Below are 15,775 nucleotides of genomic sequence, written 5' to 3'. Positions count from 1 at the left end.
CTGAGCCACCCCCGCCAGCACCACCCCCGCCGACACCGTCGCCGGAACCAGAAGCAGCCAGAACCGACGCCAGCGCCGCCCCGCCCCCGAACCGATCGTCCCATGTACACCAGTCACATCACCATTAACGCGGAAAAGATTAAGAGGTAACTGTGAACTTCTCTGTTCGAATAGAGTTGTCGATTCTCGATCCCGCACCAAGCGTTGAAGGACGAACAAACGAAAGGAAAAGCCTTCGTATCGATGCGAGAATCCGCCCTTGGTGAGTGCTTGTTCTCGTTGTCCGTTCGGTTTCCGGTCAGGTGCCGCGCCGGTTTGGGGTGGCTTCGCGGGTGAGGCGGCGGGCCATGAGGTCGATCACCGCGAGGCGGACCATGGCCTCGGAGCGATGGGGGTGGCCTTGCAGAGGACAGGGCGGTCCCGGGCCGTCGCCGAGCGCCGAGGGCACGGGGCAGACCCGGCGGCCGCCACGGCACGGCGAGACAGCCGGCAGAAGAAAGTTGGTAGTGAAACTCGTTTTCATGTAGGTTCTGGGGACAGTTCCCGACCGGAGGATCACCATGGCCGTACCCAAACGGAAGATGTCCCGCAGCAACACCCGCCACCGCCGCGCCCAGTGGAAGGCCCGCACCCCGCGGCTGGTGCCGATCACGGTGGACGGCGTGTCCTACCTGGTCCCGCAACACCTGGTCAGGGCGTACGAGCGCGGTCTGCTGCACCCTGGGGACTGAAGTCGCCGTGACACACCAGCGACTGCCCGTGACCGTCCTGTCCGGATTCCTCGGCGCGGGCAAGACCACCCTGCTCAACCATGTCCTGGCCAACCGCGAGGGCCTGCGCGTGGCGGTCATCGTCAACGACATGAGCGAGGTCAACATCGACGCCGCCCTGGTGCGCGGCGGTGAAGCCGCCCTGTCACGCACCGAGGAGCGCCTGGTGGAGATGACCAACGGGTGCATCTGCTGCACCTTGCGCGACGACCTGTTGGAGGAGGTCGACCGGCTCGCCCGTGAGGGGCGGTTCGATCACCTGCTCATCGAGTCCAGCGGCATCTCCGAACCGATGCCGGTCGCCGCCACCTTCGCCCTCCCCCGCGACGACGGCGCGACCCTGGGAGACGTCGCCCGCCTCGACACCATGGTCACCGTGGTCGACGCCGCGAACTTCCTGCCCGAACTGGCCGGCGGGGACGGGCTCGCCGAACGGGGCCTGGGCCAGTACGAGGACGACGAGCGCACCGTCAGCGACCTGCTGGTGGACCAGATCGAGTTCGCCGACGTCCTCGTGCTCAACAAGCTCGACCTCGTGGGCGCCGAGGACGCCGGCCGGCTCCGGGCCGCGCTCACCCGGCTCAACCCGGCCGCCCGCATCGTCCCCGCCACCCACGGACGGGTGGACCTCGGCCAGGTCCTCGGCACGGGGCTGTTCGACCTGGAGAAGGCACAGCAGGCCCCGGGCTGGGTGATGGAGCTCAACGGCGACCACGTGCCGGAGACCGAGGAGTACGGCATCTCCTCCACCGTTTTCCGCTCCGACAGGCCGTTCCACCCCGAGAGGCTGTGGTCCTTCGTGACCGAGGACCTCGACAGCGGAAGGTTCGGAGAGGTCCTGCGCTCCAAGGGCTTCTTCCACCTGGCCTCCCGGCCGCACGTGACCGGGCTGTGGTCCCAGGCCGGCTCCGTCGCCCGTTTCGAGCCCTCCGGCGTCCGCGGCGCCGGAGACGGCCAGGGGCAGGAGCTGGTGTTCATCGGCACCGGCCTGCGCGCCGATGAGCTGCGGACGGCTCTGTCCGCCTGCCTGGCGGACGACGGCGAGGCGGTACCGCGCCACGACCCGTTCCCCGTGTGGGACACCCACGGCATCGACGACGCCTGCGAACACGACCACCCGCAGCCGCTGCCCGCGGCGTAAGGACTCCGGGCCGGGCGGTGGTGCAGCCACGGCACCGCCCGGCCCGGTTCTCCCTTCGCCCGCTGGACTCCCTGTCGGCCGGGCCATCGACGTGGTCCGGCCCGTCGCGCACTCTCCGGCTCGGCACCGGCCCCGAGCTCACCGCGTCACGCCGGAGTTCACGGTGCTCATCGCCGGCACAACGGCGGCTCCGAGCGAACCCGCCCTTCGCCGCCGTAACGCCTCCCCACCCCTCCGGGCCCGGCCTGCTCTCCCCGGCGCGGAACGCGTCGCGTCGCGGTGACCGCGGCCGTGCGCCGCTCGAGACGTGCCGGAGCAGTCGCACCGACCGCTCCCTCCGCGGCGGAGCAACCGACCGTTCCACACGCAGGGGTTCCGTCACCGAGAGGCGAGCCGGGGCATCAGGAGGCTCGTCGGGAGATCGACCGGCAGACCCACGGCAGAACCCGCGACATGCGAGCCAGGCGCTCACCGGCAAGCGCATCCGTCTCGCGGACAAGGGCCCGGGGCAGTTCCGGACCACGGGGGCGGTCGGCGTAGCGCCGGGCCTGTTCGACGTGCGTTCGTGCGCCGGTCGAGCCTCGTGATCACCCATGCCGGACATCAGGGGGACACGCGTGCACGACCGGCATCCGCTGCGGGAGCGGGCGTGGAAAGGCGTGTTGTCAGTGGTCTGCTCTACAGTTCCCGTCACTTGATCACTGCGGGTGCGGGAGGCACGCATGGGGTGGGTGTCGGCCGGCGACTATGAAGTCGCCCTCGACGACGGCAAGGTGGCGTGCCGCAACGCGGCCGGGCGGCGGCTGAAGTCCGTACCGGCCAAGATCGCCGACGATCCGGCGGTGGTGGGGCTGCGTCAGCTCGCCGAGTGGCTGGAGCGGCACGAACGGCAGTGCCTGGCCGACGTGGAGCGGTGGATGGTGCGTTCGTTGCCGGTGCCGTTCGCGGTCCTGGCGCGGGTGTGGCCGGACCCGGCCTGGCAGGCCGCCCTCCGCGACGTGGTGGTCACGGGGGCGGACGGCGTGGTGGCCGGGTTCCTGCGGGACGCCGATCCCGAGCGCGGCCTCGGTCTGGTCGACCTCGACGGCGACACCGTCCGTCTCACCCCCGGCCTGGTCCGCCTGCCGCACCCGGTGCTTCTCGACGAGCTGGAGGAGTTGCGTGAGTTCGCCGTCGAGATAGGCGTCGAGCAGCGCGTCCAGCAGCTCTTCCGCGAGGTGTGGCACCGGCCCGCGGCGCTCGACGCCGAGGCCACCTCCGTCGAGGACTACGCGGGCGGTGTCTTCAAGGAACTGAGGTTCCTGCACGGACGCGCGACCCAGCTCGGTTACCGCGTGCGCGGAGGCCACGCGGTGTGCTCCGTGCTGGAGGACGGCCGCGGTGTCGAGGCCCGGGTGTGGGTCGGCGACTACGACGGCTACGAGGAGACGGAGACCGGCCCCCTGCTCTTCACCGACCCGGCGGGCCGGGTGCTGAAGCTCGGCCGGGTCGGACCGGTGGCCTGGTCGGAGGGCATGCGCATGGCGGCCGCGCTGTACGCCGGACGCGACATCGAGGACGAGGAGCGTGCGGCATGACGGCGTACGACGGAATCACGTACGACGAGACCACCTCCGCCGCGCTGCTCGACGCCGGAGCCGTACTGCCCCCGGGCACCACGGACCGGGAGGACGCCGACGTCCTCACCGTCCGCACGTACACGCACCCCGCGCTGGACGAGCGGAAGGTCGTGCGGCTGGTTCCGGGCACGCTCGGCGAGGCGGAGGACCTCGCCCTGGACTTCCTCGGACTGGTCCGGGAGCCGGAGACCCACGAGGTCGGGCAGGTGCGCCGGGAGGCCCTCGGCTTTCCCGCGTGGGCGCTGGTCAACGACCCGGCGAACGGACACCACGCGCTGGCGCTGGTCAGGGACGTCGAGCGGCTCGCCCGGCAGGCCAAGTCCCGTCCCGGCACCGCGAAGGAGGGCTTCGAGGCGCTCGGCGAGCGGCTCGGCCGGGCCGTGCCGCACTTCCTGCCCACCTTCTACGAGCAGGCCGCCCGCGTCTTTCTCCAGCACGAGAACACCACGTACGCGGCGGCCTTCTTCGGCAAGGCCCGTGAGGCGGAGCGGGTGCACGCGCTGGCCGTGGACGAGGAGCGGCAGCGGGCCGTGTTCCTGGAGTTCGCCTTCGCCGGGGCGCTGACGGTCAAGGCGCTCAAGGAACACGTGAAGGCCCTCGCGGCGCGGCTCGCCCCGGCCGAGGCCTGGGCGCAGTTCCGGCGGCTGACCGTGGAGCGCTGCGCGGCGGGCATGCCGCCGTACGCGTCCCTGCCCCAGGACGCGCGCGCCCTGATCAAGGCCGCGGGGCTGGACCGGGTCACCGAGGAGTGTGCCCTGGTGGCGGACCTGCTCGCGTCGCCCGCGGCGGTGCGGGCCCCCGCGTCCTTCTGGAACACCTACCGGGCGACGCTCGTCGCCCTGGCCGAGCGGCAGCCCGCCGTACGGGGCCGGCTGCTGGAGATCATGCCGACCGGGCTGGGCCGCTCGACGGAGGACGACGAGTTCTGGCTGGCGCTGCTCGCGGAAACCGGCGCCGACCGGCTGCTGACGGGCGAGGGCGGGGCGGACGGGGCCGGGACGGACGGAGTCGACGCGGACGGGGTCGACGCGGCGGACTGGCTCAGCCGCTGGGCACTGCACCGCAAGCACGGCTCCTGGGCCGGCGGTCGCTCACCGGCCACCCTCGCGCTCGTGGAGCGCATGGCTCCGCGCCTGCGCGCCCACGGCCGTCCCGTGGACCTCTTCACGGGCCGCCGGCGCGCCGGCGCCGACCTCGACCTGCTGGACCTGTGCGCGGCGGAGGGCGTACCGCTGACGCTGCCCGAGGCCGACGAGGACGTCTTCCTCCCCCTCGGCCAGTGGCTGATGGAAACCCGGCCCGGGCGGCGGGACCTGACGGCCGTCGCGGCGGACCCGCGCTGCCGGCGCCTGCTGTACCGGTCCGTCGGGAACCTGAGCGGCCACCGCCCCGGCGCCGGGCTGCTGGAAGAACTGGCCGGGCACCCCGTGCTCGCCGGCGTGCTGCGCGAGTGGCTGGACGACGCGGCCGGGGAGCTGACCGCCGCGGCCGGTCTGCCCGCCGCGCGCGCGGCGCTGGAACGGCTGCGTCCGTTCCGTGCGGTCGCCGCCCGGGTCAGCCCGCGGGCCGTCGCCCGGGTCGCCGCACTCGACGTCGCGCCGCTGCTGGGCCGCACCCTGCGCGCGGGCATCCCGGACGAACTGGGCTGGCCCGCCCTCGACGAGGCGCTGCGGCGGCTCGACGCGGAGACCCGGCGCGACCGCGACGACACGTTCTCCGTCCACGAGGCCTGGCCGGCGCTGATCCTCTCCAACAGGCACAAGGCGATCGTCGTGGGGCCGCAGGACATCCTGCTGGAGCACGACCTGCGGCTGCCGGTGGAGCTGGACCGCTGGCAGCGCCCGTCGTTCCGTTACGCGGACGGCGAGCTGCTGGTGATGTGGCGGCACGACGGCAAGCAGTCCGGCTACTGGTCGGCCCGCCCGTCCGAGGTGTTCCCGCTCGGCGGCGAGAAGCTCCCGCACTGGTACGGCAGCCGCGACGCGGGCGAGACCTCGATCCCCCTGCCGGGCGGCGGCCGCGCCACCGGCGGGCGCGCCCTGCACGCCGGCGACACGGTCGTGCCGCCCGGCCGCCGTGTCCTGGGGGACGGCACCTCGTACTGGCGCCAGGGACGGCAGGGGCGGCAGCTCGTGTGGCTCGAGTACGACCCGGCCACCGGCACGCACGGGCGTGCCTCGCTGCCCGCGTTCCTGCGGTCCGGCATCCGTGAGGGCGCGGCCCTGCTCCAGCAGCACTGCGCGGTGCTGCCCCTCCAGCCCGGCCTGGAGCACAGCCCGTTCGGCACGGACGGTACGGTCCTGGGCCGCTGGGTGCGCACCGAGGGCGAGGGCGCCGAGGCCCGCACCACCGTCGGTACGCCGGACGGCCGGACCGTCACCCTGCCCGCGGCACGCGGCCGGATGCCGGGCGTTCCGCTCGGCGCGCTGCGGCTGCCCGGCGGCGCCGAGCCCGTCGTCGTCGCCCTGCACCGTCAGATCGCCCTGTACACGGGCGACGACAGCACCGGCGTGCGGGAGCTGGGCCGGCTGACGCCGCTGGAGCGGGGCGGCGAGTTCGCCGCCGGCATGCGACTCGTTCCGCCGGTCGACTTCTGGCATGCGCTGCGGCCGCGTGACGAGGGCGCGTCGGCGCTCCTGCGGGCGCTGAGCGACGAGCAGGCGGACGAGCTGCTGCGCGCCGGGGCCCGGGCGCTGGCGGAGCGGCAGGCGGAGGCCGAGGCGGCGGCCGAACGGGCGAAGGCGGCGGACGGTCCGGGGGCCGGGCCGCGGAACACCGCGGGGGCCACCACCGGCGAGCCCGCCGTTCCGACCGCCGACGAGGTCCTGCGGGAGGTCGTCTCCCGCTCCCTGCCCGCCCTCACCGAGCCCCATCTGCTCACCGGCGTCACCGCCCACGTGCGCGCGGTACTGCGCCTGGCGGGGTCCGTCGCCGCGTTCGTGGCGCCTCCGGCGGAGCGGCCCAAGGCGGAGCGCAGGCGCACCGAGGGCATGTTCGCCGACTACAGCCCCGAGGACGGCGACGACCAGACGCTGCGCGAGGCGATCGCGGGTCTCGCCGAGCTGCAGGGCTGGTGGGGCAGCAGGCAGCGCTGGAGCGCGCTGCGTCAGATCCGCGCCGTGAACCACGTCCTGTCCGGCAAACCCGCCGACGGCAGGCCCCTGCCCGACTCCTCCCGGCTCGCCGGGGCCGCCGACGGGTGGCACAGCGACGAGTTCACCGTCCCGGAGATCGGTGTGGTGTGGCCGTCCGTGCTGGACGTGCTGCGTCCGCTCGCCTACCGCGCCGCCTCACCGGCCCTGACGGAGGCACACCGCCGGGCGCTGCTGCTGCTGTTCGAGGCGATCACGGAAGGCCCGCTGGCCGCGCCCGGGGGCGCGCTGCGCGAGGTCGTGCTGGGCGAGCCGCGCGGGCAGGAACGCGCCGGCCAGGTGCTGCGCCGGGACGGCCGCACCGTCGTCGTCCTCGGCTGCCGGCACGTCGACCACCGCAACGGGCGCGTGAGCTGGCTGGCCCTGGACCACGACCCGGCCGGCGTGTTCGGCGCGGTCGCGCACTTCACGCTGGAGGGGGAGACCCCGCACCCGCCGGTGTTCCCGGCCGACGCGCTGGCCGCGGTGACCGGGCTGATCCGGGACAAGGGCCCCGCACCCTGGCAGCCGGAGGCGCCCGCCGCCCTGTCCGCCGCCACACGGGGCGGCCTGGGGCCCGTGCAGGCGGCCCTGCTGCTCGCCGGGAAGCCGGCGCAGCTCACCGACGAGGTGGCCGCCGCCACCGGGCTGAAGCCGCGTCAGAAACAGCTCGGCGAAGCGCTGCTGGCCTCCCTGGAGCCCGGCGACCGGGCGGCACTCGTCGGCGCGCTGCTGCCCGGGAACCCCGGTGACCTGTGGACGGCCGGACCGGACACGGACACGGCGGGCCGGGTGTGGGCCGAGCGCCTCGACGGGATCGTCCGCCTGCCCGAGGACCTCGCCGGGGAACTCTCCCTGGCAGGTCTGCCCACCGGCTCCGCCGAGGAGGTGCTCAACCCGCGCCGCACCCCCTGGATCAGCCGCACCACGGTGCAGCGGCCCGACAAGGAGGGCGACCTGGTGCCGGAGGACCCCGGAGCGCTGCCCGGGCGGCACGACCTGACGCGTGCCGTGGCCGCCCTGGCCGGGCTCGCCTACGCCCTGCCGTACGGGCACCCCCTGCGCGCCGTCCTGCCGGAGGGACTGGCCGCGCTGCGCCGCCGCGTCGCGGACCCGGGACTGCTGCTCGACCTCGACCTGGCGTGGACGGAGAAGGGCTCGTCGACCGCCGTCGAGCTGCGCAAGGCGTACGGACTGTCCGCCACCGGCGGCGCCGACGCGCACGGCCTGACACCCGTCGGCGAGGCGCTGGTGCTGCGCCCGTGGTACGGCGGCCAGGAGACCGTCCTGGTCCGCACAAGCGCCCTCACCAGCGCGGAGGACCCCGTGTTCGGACTGGTCGAGGGACTCGTCGGCCCCGGGCGCGGCGAGGGCATGCGGGCGCTGCGGACGCTCCTGGACGACGGACTCGCCCGCGCCCTCACGGCCGGCACCGCCCCCGAAGGGCCCACCGGGTACGCCCAGGACCCCACCGCCTGCGTGCCCGGCCTGGTCGCCGAGGTCGCCGGGGCCCACGGTCTGGGCGAGGACGCGGCGGCGCTCTACCTGCAACTCCTGGCCCTGCCCGACCCGACGGACCGCAACTGCGCCCGCTGGACGGGCTGGAAGCCCACCCGGATGCGGAAGGCCCGCGCCGAACTGGCGGCCACCGGCCTGGTCGTCGAGGCGAAACGGGCACGCGCCGGGCGCACCCTCTTCCTGCCGTGCGGCTGGCTCGACCTGAAGTCCCCCGCGCTGCCGGTGGAGGTCTGGAAGCAGGGCCTCTACCCGATCCGCTACCACTTCCGCGCGGTGCCGCTGGTGCCGGTGCCCGAGCTGTTCACGCGTGCGTGGGACCGCGTCCGCGCCGGTGACGCCCCGGCCTACGAGGAACTCACCACCCGCGCCACCCGCAAGGGCCGCCGCCGATGACCACCACCCGCCCGCACCTGGAAGAGCCCGCGCCGATGACCACCACCCTCCCTCCCGCTCCGGCCCGCCAGATCGTCCCGCCCGAGGAGCGGTACGCGGCCGAACTGGCCTTCCTCGCCGCGTACGACGACGGTCCGCGCCCGCCCGCGTGGCGGCTCACCCCGCGCGCGGTCGTCACGTTCGTCATGGGCAGCGAGGGCCGGGCCCTGAAACTGCCCGACGGCGCCGAGGTGCCCGACGGGGTGCCGCGCCGCCTGGTGGTCGAGGGCAAGTTCGTCGGCGACCGGGCGCTGGTCGAGCGGTGCGTGGTGACCCTCGCCGGGGAGCGCGGCCTGCTGCTCGTCGGCGAGCCCGGCACCGCCAAGTCGATGCTGTCGGAGCTGCTCTCCGCCGCCGTGTGCGGCACCAGCGGCCTGGTCGTGCAGGGTACGGCCGGTACCACCGAGGACCAGCTCAAGTACGGCTGGAACTACGCGCTGCTGCTGGCGCAGGGCCCCACCCGGCAGGCGCTCGTGCCGTCCCCCGTCCTGACCGCCATGTCCCGGGGCGCCGTCGCCCGCGTCGAGGAGGTCACCCGCTGCCTGCCCGAAGTACAGGACTCGCTGGTGTCGTTGCTCTCCGAGCGGCGGATCGCCGTTCCCGAACTGGCCGGCACCGAGGACGCCCTGGCGCACGCGGCGCCCGGCTTCAACCTCATCGCCACCGCCAACCTCCGCGACAAGGGCGTCTCCGAGATGTCCGCGGCCCTCAAGCGGCGCTTCAACTTCGAGACGGTCGGTCCCATCGGGGACCTCGACGCGGAGACCGCGCTGGTGCGCAGCCAGGCGCGGGCGTCCGTGGAGCGGGCCGGGGCGCCGTTCCAGGTCGACGACGCCGTGCTGGAGGCCCTGGTCACCGCGTTCCGGGACCTGCGCGAGGGCCGGTCGGCGGAGGGCTGGGAGGTGGAGCGGCCCTCGACGGTGATGAGCACCGCGGAGGCCGTGTCCGTCGCCGGGGCGCTCGCCCTCGCGGCGGCGTACTTCCCGGGCGACCGTGACGTGCTCACCCTGCTGCCGGGTCACCTGCTCGGCGTGGTCCGCAAGGACGACCCCGCCGACGCCGCCCGGCTGCGCGGCTACTGGGACGGTCCCGTCCGGCGCCGCGCCGAGCAGGGCTCCGCCACCTGGCGCACCCTGTGGGACCTGCGCACGGTCCTGGAGGGCTGACGGCCGTGTCCCCCTCCCACGGGGCTGTCCCCGCCTCCCCCGCCCCGGACGGCTCGTCCGCCTCGCCGCGTCCCGGTGACCCGCCGGTCTCGCCCGGCGAGGCGCTCGCCGCCCTCACCGGCCCCTCCGCGCCCTACCTCGTCGGCGTACGGCACCACGCGCCCTCGCTGGCCGCCGCCGTGCCCGCGCTGCTGGACGAGGCGGAGCCGGACGTGCTGCTCGTCGAACTGCCCGCCGAGATGCAGCAGTGGCTGCCCTGGCTGGGGCACGAGGAGACGCGGGCCCCGGTGGCGCTCGCCGCCGCCCCCGGCGACGGGAGCGGCGGCGAGGGGCCGGCGTTCTACCCGTTCGCCGACTTCTCGCCCGAGCTGGCCGCCGTGCGCTGGGCCGCCCGGCACGGCGTTCCGGTGGTCGCCTGCGACCTGCCGCTCGCCGACCGCGCGTGGACCGGGGGACGGCGGGCCGCGGGAACGCAGGCCGGCGGTCCCGGGCTCGCCGCCGCTGTGCGGGCCCGGCTGACGGGCCGTCCCGGGGACGACCTCTGGGACCGGCTCGTCGAGGCGACCGCGCCCGGTTCCCCGCCCGAGGCCCTGCGCCGGGCCGCCCTGCTCACCGGGTGGGCACTGCGCGAGGACGCGGTCGCCTCGGGCGGCGTACCGGAGCTGGACCTGCGGCGCGAGCGCTGGATGCGGGCCCGGCTGGCCGAGGCCACCGCGCGGGGGGAGCGGGCCGCCGTGGTGGTCGGCGCGTTCCACGCCCCGGCGCTCGTACGGCAGGACGCCGGGGAGGAACCCGGGGAGGGGAAGGACGGAACGGCCGCCGACGCGCAGCGGTCCGCCTGGACCACCTCGCTGATCCCGTACACCTACGCCCTCCTCGACGAGCGGTCCGGTTACCCGGCGGGTATCCGGGATCCGGAGTGGCAGGACATGGTCCTGCGCGCGGCGGGCGATCCGGCGGCGCTGGAGGAGGCGCTGACGCGGGCGGCCGTGCGCATCTGCGCCGAACTGCGGAGCCTCGGTCACCCCTCGGGCCCCGCCGACGCACGGGAGATCAGCCGGCTCGCCTCGGACCTCGCCCGGCTGCGCGGCCTGCCCGCGGCGGGCCGCGGTGAACTGGTCGAAGCCGTGCAGACGGTGCTCGCGCAGGGCGAGCCGTACGGGCGGGGGCGGGCCGTGGCGCGGGCGATGGAGCGGGTGCTCGTCGGCACCCGCGGCGGGCGCCCCGCCCCGCAGGCGCCGCGCAGCGGCCTCGCCCCCGCGGTCGAGGCCGAGGTGGCGCGGCTCGGTCTGCCCGGTCCGGAGGCGGGCGGCCCCGGCCCGTCACGGGACCTGCGGCTGGACCCGCTGCGGTCCGACCTCGACCGGCGCCGTGAACTGCTGCTGCGCCGGCTGACGGTGTGCGGGGTGCCCTACGGGGAGGTCAAGGAGGTCGTCGGCGCGGGCGGCGCCGAGGCCCTCACCTCCCGCTGGGAGGTGCGCTGGACCCCTGCCACGGCCGCCATGCTGACCGCGGCCGGCGTGCGCGGAGTCACCCCCGCGCAGGCCGCCGGAGGCGTCCTGCGCGAGCGGCGGCGCCTGGAGCGCGACGAGGGCGGGCCGACGGCCGCGCAGGCCCTCGAAGGGCTCGAACAGGCGGCGGAGTGCGGCCTGACCGAACTCGCGGACGAACGGCTCGGCGACGTCGCCGACGTCCTGCCCCGAGCCGGTACCCTGCCGGAACTCCTCGCCGGTCTGGCCCTGCTGGACCGGCTGCGGGCCGGTCATGTCCCGGGGCTCGCCGCCGGGACGGACCGTGAGGCCCGGGCGGCCGCCGTCGCGGAGCTGCTCACGGCGGCGGCGGTGCGGCAGGTGGACGGTCTGACCGGATCCGAGGACCCCGCCGACGCCCATGCCCTGCTCGAACTCTCCCACCGCGCCGACCTGTTGGGCGGCGTTCGGCTCGTCGACGCCCTGCGCCGCCTGTCCGCCGACGGCTCCCCGCTGATGCGCGGTGCCGCCGGGGCCGTGCGCGTCCTGCTCGGGCACGAGGACGCGCGGACCTTCGGCGACCGCGTGGCCTCCTGGGTCGACGGGGCCACCGACCCCGGCTCCCGCGCCGCGCTCACCGCCCGGCTCGGCGGACTGCTGACCGCCGCGGGCCCGCTGCTGGAGACGGCGGCACCCGCCCTGGAGCCCCTGCTCACCCGGGTGTCGGAGCTGCCCGACCGGGCGTTCCTCGACCGGCTCCCCGCGATGCGCGGCGGCTTCGACACCCTGAGCCCCGCGGCCCGCGACCGCCTCCTCGCGGCCGTCGAGGAGCGCCTGGGCGCCGCGCGCGTCGCCGACACCGGCGGTGTCGACCCGACCGCGCTCGCCGTCTGGGCCGGGGCGGACCTCGCCGGCCGCGAGACGCTGCGGTCGCTGGGACTGCTGCCCGTGCCGGGCGGCGGTTCGGCGGGGGGCGTCCCGGCGGACGTCACCGTGGAGCCCGCGCCGGGTGCCACGGCGACGGGCGGCACCGCTGGGACCGCCGTGCCCCGGGCCGGGGATCACCTCCTCGCCCCCGCCGACCGCTGGCGCCTCCTCCTCGGCCGCCGTACGGACCGCCTGCCGCCGTCCGCCGCGCCGTTGGCGACCGCGCTGGACGAGCTGTACGGCAGCGGACGCGGCGAAGGCAGCCGGGGGGACCTCACGGGCCCGGGAACCGGCGGTGGACGTCAGGCGCCGTATCCCGGGGCGCGGGAGTGGTCCGAGGAGCTGGCCGCGCTGTTCGGGCCGGGCATCCGGGAGGAAGTGCTGGCGGCGGCCGCCGCGTCGGGCCGCAGGGACGTCCTCGCCGAGCTGGACGCGGACAGTGTGCGGCCCTCGGTGGACCTGCTGCGCACCGTGCTGCGGCACGCGGGCGGGCTGCCCGAGGCGCGGCTGGCCGCGCTGCGCCCGCTCGTGCGGCGGCTGGTCGACGCGCTGACCCGGCAACTGGCCACCCGTCTGCGCCCCGCCCTGCACGGCACGGCCCTGCCGCGTCCGAGCAGACGGCCCGGCGGCGGCCTGGACCTGCCCCGCACGCTGCGGGCCAACCTGGCGACCGCACGCCGCGGCCCGGACGGAACGGTGCGGGTGATCCCCGAGCGCCCGGTCTTCCGTACCCGGGGACGCCGGGCCGCCGACTGGCGGCTGATCCTGGTCACGGACGTGTCGGGGTCCATGGAGGCGTCCACGGTATGGGCCGCGCTGACCGCCTCGGTGCTGGCGGGGGTGCCGACGCTCTCCACCCACTTCCTGGCGTTCTCCACTGAGGTCATCGATCTCACCGGGCACGTGGACGACCCGCTGTCGCTGCTGCTGGAGGTCAGCGTGGGCGGCGGCACCCACATCGCCGCGGGACTGCGGCACGCGCGCGAGCTCGTCACCGTGCCCTCGCGCACCCTCGTCGTGGTCGTCAGCGACTTCGAGGAGGGCTATCCGCTCGGCGGCCTGCTCGCCGAGGTCCGCGCGTTGGTCGGAGCCGGCTGCCACGTCCTGGGCTGCGCGAGCCTCGACGACACGGGCCGGCCCCGCTACTCCACGGGAGTCGCCGGTCAGCTCGTCGCCGCGGGCATGCCCGTCGCCGCCCTCGGTCCGCTCGAACTCGCCCGCTGGGTAGGGGAGAAGATCGCATGAGTCCAAACCTGCCCCCGGTCGTCCCGTCCGTCACCGCCGAACTCGTCGAAGCGCTCCCGCCCCGGCTCCGCAAGCGGCTGGACGCGGGCGTCACCAAGCTCGTGGCGCGTCCGGTCGTCCGGGCGGGCGACACCGTGCGGATCGCCGTCGACGACGAGACCGACGTCGTCCTGCACGCGCCCGGTGGGGCGGTGACCAGCGCGGACGCGATCCGCTGCGGATGCCTGCTGGCCCCCGACTGCCTGCACCGCGCGGCGGCGGCCTCGGCCGCGCCGGTCGCCGACGAGGCTCCGGCCCCGGACCCTGCCGAGGCCGCGGAAGCGCGGAAAGAGACGCGGAAAGAGACGCGGAAAGGGACGCGGGAAGGGACAAGGCCGGCGGAGGAGACGGGGCCGACACCGCAGGCGGGCCGGACGAGTCGGACGGGGGAGGTGGAGACCGGGACCGCCACCGCCGAACAGCGCGCCGCCGCCCGAGCGGTGTTCGACGCGGCCGCCGCCGTCCTGGAAGCCGGCACGGACGGTGCCGGCGCGGTGCTCCAGGCGGAGCTCCTGCACGCCGCGCACACCGCCCGCCTCGCCGGCCTCCCGCGGGCCTCCGCCGCGGCGGTCTCCGTGGTGACCGGGGTGCGCGCGGCCCGCTCCGCCGACCCCGGGTACCGCCTCGCCGACCTCGCCGACGCACTGGCCGGTGTCCTGAGCCTCGCCCACCGCCTCCCGCACGCCACCGGTCCGGAGCTGACCGAACTGCGCGGTACGGTCCGGCAGCCGTACCGCCCGGACGGCTCCCTGCGTCTGTACGGGCTCTTCTCCGAGCCCGTCCTCACGGCGACCGGCTACGCGGGCGCGGTCACCTGGACCGCCGACGCCGACGGACGTCTGTACACGGTGTCGGACGTGGCACCGGGCGGGCCCGCCCGGGCGACCGGCGCCGCCGACCGGGCCGTACGGATCGGCGACACCGCCCTGACCCACCGTGAACTGTCGCGTGCGGGGCTGGCCGTGTCCGGTGCCACCGTCTCCCCGACGGGCCGTCTCGGCGCGGGGGCCGGGGTGCGGGCGGTCCGCGCGTCCGGCGCCGCCTGGCACGCCGAGCCGCTGGACCGGTTGTGGGCCGTACCCGCCGCCGAGCAGGTGTCCCGGGCACTGAACGGCGCGCAGGACCTGCTGTTCCTCCGGGTGACCCTCACGGGCACAGTGCGGGAGACGACGGGCGACTGCCTGCTGGCCGACTGTGCGGGCCTGCCCCTGCGGCTGGCCACCGCCCACGACGATCCCTCACTCCCCTACCGCGACAACCTCCGCCTGCTCGCCGCCGCCAGGGGCAGCCGGCTGCGGATCATCGCGCGCCTGGCGCCCGGGCCGCTCCCCCGCGCCCTGCTGCTCGCCACCGAGCACCCCACCGACCCCGCCGCCCGGGTGGACCTCGGCCTGGACCGCCTCCAGCACGCGGACCTGCCCACCGGGGCGGTTGCGCCACAGGCTGCGGTCGTTCCCACCGGGGACGAGGCCCCGCTGCACCTGCTGCGCCGCCGCGTCCACCAGGCGGTGTCGGGGGGCCGCCGGGTCCTCGCCTCCGCCAGGAGCACGTCGGGCGACGGTGCCCGTCTGCGCCGTCTCGGCCTCGCCACGGCGGGCGACCTCCTCGACGGCCTCCACGCTGCCGCCGCGGACCGCTCCCGCGACCCCTTCGGCCGCCTGCTCCCGGCCGACACGGACCGCTTCGCCCGGGCCTGGCTCGCCGCCGCCCTCTACCTCGACGCGGCCGAACGGGCGCTGTGCGCGGGCGGATGGGGAGCCGCCGCGACCGGGGTGTCCTCTCCTGGGCCCTTCCCGCACCGTTAGGACAAGGCCGTGACGTCGGGGACCGGGGGCAAGGATCACAACGGTGATGTCGAGGGTGGTCCGGTGGGTGCGGCGGTCGGCGCGGAGACTCATGCGGGCGTAGCGGGGCAGGGGCGCTTGGCGGCGCGGGAGCCGAGGCGGTGCAGCGGGCGGACACGGGATGGTCCGGCCACCTCAGGCGTCCAACTCGTCAAGCGGCGGCCGCCGGCCAGGTGGTCCGGCCGAACAAGACGTGGATCGGACACTGGCCAGCGCGGACATCGGGGTGCCGGTCCGCAGCCGGAGTTCGGGCGCCTCGGCTCCGGTGACGCTGACGGACAACACCTCGCCGCCGATGGCACGGGCGAGCCTGATCCCCGGGGTTGTGCCCGGGCCGACCGGCGGATACGGGTAGCAGCCGTCGGGCTTCTGGTCGTCGGTGTCCCCGTCGGTCTCGTCGGAGGCGCAGCGGGCATAGCGGGACGGCAGTTCCAGGAAGGTCCACGGAGTGCGGACCATGATCCATCCGGCGAT

8 protein-coding genes and 1 pseudogene are annotated in these 15,775 nt (G+C 75.8%); 7 read left to right on the top strand and 2 right to left on the bottom strand.

The window, feature by feature from the left end; genetic code table 11:
• Nucleotides 1-298: 298 nt before the first annotated feature.
• A pseudogene (locus tag VE546_RS06535) lies at nucleotides 299-397 on the bottom strand (IS5/IS1182 family transposase); the annotation flags it as partial.
• Between the two features lie 163 nt (nucleotides 398-560).
• On the opposite strand from VE546_RS06535, the gene rpmF reads away from it, so the two are divergent.
• The 7 genes from rpmF (at nucleotide 561) to VE546_RS06500 (ending at nucleotide 15,262) form a co-directional block, all read left to right on the top strand.
• Nucleotides 561-731: a 50S ribosomal protein L32 gene (rpmF, locus tag VE546_RS06530; protein ID WP_324919498.1), complete on the top strand. Its 171-nt coding sequence runs from the start codon at nucleotides 561-563 to the stop codon at nucleotides 729-731.
• Nucleotides 732-738: 7 nt separating this feature from the next.
• Nucleotides 739-1,911 (top strand): GTP-binding protein, encoded by a 1,173-nt coding sequence (locus tag VE546_RS06525; RefSeq protein ID WP_324919496.1) that lies wholly within the window; start codon nucleotides 739-741, stop codon nucleotides 1,909-1,911.
• A 722-nt stretch (nucleotides 1,912-2,633) separates the two neighbouring features.
• The gene (locus tag VE546_RS06520; RefSeq protein WP_324919494.1) at nucleotides 2,634-3,488 is read left to right on the top strand and encodes a DUF4132 domain-containing protein; all 855 of its coding nucleotides are present in this window, start codon (nucleotides 2,634-2,636) and stop codon (nucleotides 3,486-3,488) included.
• Nucleotides 3,485-8,572: a hypothetical protein gene (locus tag VE546_RS06515; protein ID WP_324919493.1), complete on the top strand. Its 5,088-nt coding sequence runs from the start codon at nucleotides 3,485-3,487 to the stop codon at nucleotides 8,570-8,572. Before VE546_RS06520 ends, VE546_RS06515 begins: the two co-directional genes overlap by 4 nt.
• Nucleotides 8,573-8,607: 35 nt before the next feature.
• A complete protein-coding gene (locus tag VE546_RS06510; protein ID WP_324919500.1) occupies nucleotides 8,608-9,777 on the top strand; it encodes an ATP-binding protein in 1,170 nt (389 codons plus the stop codon).
• A gap of 5 nt (nucleotides 9,778-9,782) precedes the next feature.
• Nucleotides 9,783-13,418 carry a vWA domain-containing protein gene (locus VE546_RS06505; protein ID WP_324919491.1) on the top strand — a complete coding sequence of 1,212 codons (3,636 nt, stop codon included), beginning with the start codon at nucleotides 9,783-9,785 and terminating at the stop codon, nucleotides 13,416-13,418.
• Nucleotides 13,415-15,262: a hypothetical protein gene (locus VE546_RS06500; RefSeq protein ID WP_324919489.1), complete on the top strand. Its 1,848-nt coding sequence runs from the start codon at nucleotides 13,415-13,417 to the stop codon at nucleotides 15,260-15,262. Before VE546_RS06505 ends, VE546_RS06500 begins: the two co-directional genes overlap by 4 nt.
• Before the next feature lie 174 nt (nucleotides 15,263-15,436).
• Here VE546_RS06500 and VE546_RS06495 read toward each other — a convergent pair.
• Nucleotides 15,437-15,775 (bottom strand): hypothetical protein (locus VE546_RS06495; protein WP_324919486.1); only part of this gene is annotated, 339 nt, incomplete at its 5' end.

Source organism: Streptomyces sp., from assembly GCF_035644915.1.
GTDB lineage: Bacteria > Actinomycetota > Actinomycetes > Streptomycetales > Streptomycetaceae > Streptomyces.
The sequence above is the reverse complement of the archived record's forward strand: the minus strand, read 5'-3'. Positions and strand labels throughout refer to the sequence as shown.

Excerpts from the sequence above, each read along its gene's own strand:
- VE546_RS06520 (WP_324919494.1), top strand. The coding sequence starts at position 2,634 with ATGGGGTGGGTGTCGGCCGGCGACTATGAAGTCGCCCTCGACGACGGC.
- VE546_RS06500 (WP_324919489.1), top strand. The coding sequence starts at position 13,415 with ATGAGTCCAAACCTGCCCCCGGTCGTCCCGTCCGTCACCGCCGAACTC.
- rpmF (WP_324919498.1), top strand. The coding sequence starts at position 561 with ATGGCCGTACCCAAACGGAAGATGTCCCGCAGCAACACCCGCCACCGC.
- VE546_RS06515 (WP_324919493.1), top strand. The coding sequence starts at position 3,485 with ATGACGGCGTACGACGGAATCACGTACGACGAGACCACCTCCGCCGCG.
- VE546_RS06510 (WP_324919500.1), top strand. The coding sequence starts at position 8,608 with ATGACCACCACCCTCCCTCCCGCTCCGGCCCGCCAGATCGTCCCGCCC.